Raw genomic sequence first — 3,708 nt, forward strand, 5'->3', positions numbered from 1 at the left:
CCAACACACCAACACAACATTGATGTCACGCAAAGCGACAAAACGTTACCGGGAAAGGCTCGGTGTGCTTCCCAACGAGATCAGAGAGTTCGGGGACTATCTCCGACTCCCCCTGGAGGGCGAGATCGTGATCCAGGGATACCCGATCCTGCATTCCGGCACACCGTCCTTCTCCCGGCACGACCAGGAGCGTATTCACAGTGAACTCTGGCCGCTGCACGAGAACGCGGTCGTGGCCCGGGTCGAAAACGGTCTCATCACCGAAATGACTTCCCCTGGCCCCGCCGGTCATGGTATCCTGGAGATGTTCGAGGCGCTCTTCCAAGTCGACTCCCGCTACCGCATAGTCTGGGAAATCGGGCACGCGCTGAACACCACCCTCGATCTGCTTCCTGGTAATCACGCCATGAACGAGGTCTACGGATCCTCCCGGGGCTGTCTACATTGGGGAATCGGGCTCACGCCTTACACCCAGTACCACCTCGACATCATTTCCCCGGGAACAGTCGTCACGAACGATCTGGGCGACGTCCTGCTCGGCACGCCGACGGTAACGTCCGCGATGCCTCTCGAGAGTCTGGTCGGTTTGGCCAACTGATCGGTCCGGGCGAGGGTCTCCCTCGTCTGTTCACCGCATTCCAACGGATTGACGGAATGAGGTGATCACTGTGGAGAAGGTCACGCAGAAGAAGATCCAGGTGAAGAAGAACGACCGTTACCTGGGCACCATCCTCGGCTAATGCCGTTGAGAAGGGGTGGGTCGGCCGGACCGGGCCGACCCACCCCGACTGGGCCACTCACCCGGCCCGCGTTCGCACCGCCCCCGGTCGCTCCGGTCGCCCCCGGTCCTCCCGCCAACGCCAACCAGCCCCTCGCGCCGCGCCCCCTGGTGGTCCCCATGGCACAGTTCCTCGTGCGTCCCGACCTGCATCGGGAGTTCGCCGGCCCGAACTCCACGTTCTGCCTGCTGACCCAGGCCGACCGGGCCACGGACTTCACCCTCGCGCCCAGCAGCCGCTACCGCAGCGTCGTGCACCGCACCCTCGACGCCGAGGAAAGCCTCACCGACGCCCTGCTCGCGCAGCGGATCCCCGCCGACGCCGACGTGTTCGTCGTCTGCCCGGACCGCTTCCTCGTCTCCCCCGACCCCACAACGGTCGGGCCGGGCCGGCGGATCGCGGTGATGCCCTGTGGCTCGACGCCCGTCACGGACTCCCAGGTCGCCTACTTCCTCACGGTGGTGGAGCATACCGACTCGGCAGCGCTGGAGTCCCGCGCGGACCGGCTGTTCGACGCGCTCGGCGAGGCCGACCACGTCACGCTGGCGGACCTCGCCGGGCACGCCTCCGCCCGCTTCGTCATCTCCGGCGACTACGAGTGGAACCAGCAGGCCGGCGCGCTCGCGGCCGGCGAACAGCAGATCGCGCCGTCCGGCGAGGCCAGCGCCGTCCCCACGGATCTCTACCGGTTCGACACCAGCCGCCGACTGGCACTGGACGGGCAGATCGCCCTGCGCGGCGCCCCCATCGTGCACCGCGGTGACGACCCCGCGGTACTCGCCGAGCAGGCCCGGCTCTTCGACGACCTGGACGTGCTGCGCACAGCCACGGTGGTGCTCGACCTCGCCGACGGCATGGTCACCGAATGCCATGCGGTGGACGCCGCGGGCAAACGCGCCGTCGACGCGCTGGACGAGCTGTTCGCCACCGACGAGGCCTACCGGGTCGTGTGGGAGTTCGGCATCGGGCTCAACCCCGTGCTCGACCAGCAGCCGGGGAACTGCGGGATGAACGAGATGTACGGCGCGGCCGACGGGATCATCCACCTCGGGTTCGGATTGACCCCGACGACCCGGTACGCGCTCACCTTCACCTGCGCCGACACGGTCATGTCCGACCCGGCGGGGACCCGGCTCGCCGGTCCCGCCCCGCGCCGGATGCGCCGGCGACGCACCCCGACCTGCGGCTGCTGACCGGCCGAGGCAGCGCAGCACCACGGCTCGGCCCGCCGCGGGCACGTCGATTCCTCGGCGAGCCGGCCGCACACCGCCAACCGCCGAAGGAGCCCACCGATGACCGACGACCCGCGCACCTGGTAAGGGGACCCGAGGGCGGCCGCCGCCGCCCGCACCGCCGACCTGACGGACCTGCGCACGCAGGTCGACACCATGCTCGACGCGATGATCAAGAAGTTCTACGACGAGATCCCGTACGCGGACCACCAGGCCCGCGGTGAAGAGATCAACCTGGAGTACTACAAGCGCCACAACGTCGAGACCATCCTCCGGCTACGCCGCAAGCGCACGATCGACGCCCTGGCCATCGGCTACTTCACCAAGCGCGACCCGGTGCGCGGCGCGGCGTGGGCCCACTACGTCGAGGACGAGATGCTCCACGACGAGTGGTTCGCCGGCGACCTCGCGAAGGTCGGCGTGACCAAGGCGGAGATCTACGGCACCGAGCCGTTCCAGGCCACCAAGCTGCTCACCGGCTACCTGCAGTACGGCATGGAGTTCGAGGGCACCCCGCTGGCCCTGCTGTGCAGCGTCTACTTCGTCGAGTACACGACGACGAAGACCCAGCCGTCCTGGGTGAAGAACCTGGAGGAGCAGCTCGGCCGGAAGAAGCTCGCCGGCGCCCGGCGCCCGGCGCCACGTCGGCACCGACATCGAAGACGAGCACGCCGACTTCGTCTGGAGGGTGCTCACCTCGCTGGTGGCCTCGCCCGCCGACGAGGCCAAGGTGCTCGCGCACATCCGGACCGTCGCGAACCTGTGGGTGGCCTACTTCATCGAACTTTACCAGGCGGTGGTGGCCCCGGCGACCAGCGCGTTCGAGGCTGCGGGCAGCGTCGCGGCCAAGTTCGCCTGAGCGATCCCGGCACCGCACCGACGGCCATCAGAACGGGGGATCACAGGGGGGATGATGTCCATGTCGCCGCCGGCCGCGTCGGCCGCCGCAGCCGAGGCCTCGCAGCCCTACACGGTCGTCCGATTCTCCCAGGACTGCGAGCTCGGCTTGGCGGAGGACCGCTGGCTGCAGGAGGGGCTCGTCGCGGCCCTGCCCGACCTGCGGATGGCGGAGCTGTTCGCCGCCGGTCCCGGCCTGCTGCGCGAGGCCGAACATCTCGTCGTCGGCGTCGACCGGGCCAGCGGGCAGCCGGTGTCCGCGCTGGGGGCGAGCTGGACCGCGACCGCGGCCGGCCGGCGGTTCCTCCACATCGGAGCGCAGTTTGTCAGCGCCCGGCTGCGTCGCGGGCCGGTGTTCAGCACGAGCTGGCTGGCGCTGCTCGAGGACGCCGTCGTCACCGGCGGCTTCCCGGTACTGTCCGCGCTGCGCACCTACAACCCGGTCGCGTACTGCGCCATGCGGGCCTACGGCCGGCTGCCCGGCGCCGTGATGTACCCGGAGGTCGGGCCGGCGGGTCAGGACCCCGACGTGACCCGGTTGGCCGGTGAGATCGCGGCGTCGCTCGCCCCGGCGGCGCCGTTCGATCCCGACAGCGGCCGCCTCGCCGGGATCGGCGTCCCGCGCGGGCTCTACCGCGGCCGGCCGCGCTGTGACGACGCGGCGGTCAACGAGCACTTCGAGCGGCACACCGTTCCCGGCGACCGCATCCTCTGCGTCGTGCACATCCGTGCGACCGCGACGGTGGACGCGATCGTCGAGAACTTCCTGCGCCGCGCGGCGGGGTCAGCTGGAGCCGACG

4 protein-coding genes and 1 pseudogene are annotated in these 3,708 nt (G+C 69.7%); 4 read left to right on the forward strand and 1 reads right to left on the reverse strand.

Annotated features, from left to right (window positions below):
- Positions 1 to 598 (forward strand): annotated as a pseudogene (locus tag G6R25_RS22430) (hypothetical protein); the annotation flags it as partial.
- Positions 599 to 898: 300 nt separating this feature from the next.
- Positions 899 to 1,972, forward strand: a complete 1,074-nt coding sequence (locus G6R25_RS22435; protein WP_163554475.1) for a M29 family metallopeptidase — start codon at positions 899 to 901, stop codon at positions 1,970 to 1,972.
- Between the two features lie 315 nt (positions 1,973 to 2,287).
- Here G6R25_RS22435 and G6R25_RS25605 read toward each other — a convergent pair whose 3' ends face one another.
- The gene (locus G6R25_RS25605) at positions 2,288 to 2,707 is read right to left on the reverse strand and encodes a hypothetical protein (protein ID WP_205447365.1); all 420 of its coding nucleotides are present in this window, start codon (positions 2,705 to 2,707) and stop codon (positions 2,288 to 2,290) included.
- On the opposite strand from G6R25_RS25605, the gene G6R25_RS25610 reads away from it, so the two are divergent.
- Both G6R25_RS25610 and G6R25_RS22445 read left to right on the forward strand, forming a co-directional pair.
- Complete coding sequence (locus G6R25_RS25610; protein WP_205447366.1) at positions 2,700 to 2,870, forward strand: hypothetical protein; 171 nt, start codon at positions 2,700 to 2,702, stop codon at positions 2,868 to 2,870. The genes G6R25_RS25605 and G6R25_RS25610 overlap by 8 nt on opposite strands.
- A gap of 60 nt (positions 2,871 to 2,930) precedes the next feature.
- Positions 2,931 to 3,708 (forward strand): hypothetical protein (locus tag G6R25_RS22445; RefSeq protein ID WP_163554476.1); only part of this gene is annotated, 778 nt, incomplete at its 3' end.

Source organism: Candidatus Frankia alpina (genome assembly GCF_902806485.1).
Taxonomy (GTDB): Bacteria; Actinomycetota; Actinomycetes; order Frankiales; family Frankiaceae; genus Frankia; species Frankia alpina.

Excerpts from the sequence above, each read along its gene's own strand:
- G6R25_RS22435 (WP_163554475.1), top strand. The coding sequence starts at position 899 with ATGGCACAGTTCCTCGTGCGTCCCGACCTGCATCGGGAGTTCGCCGGC.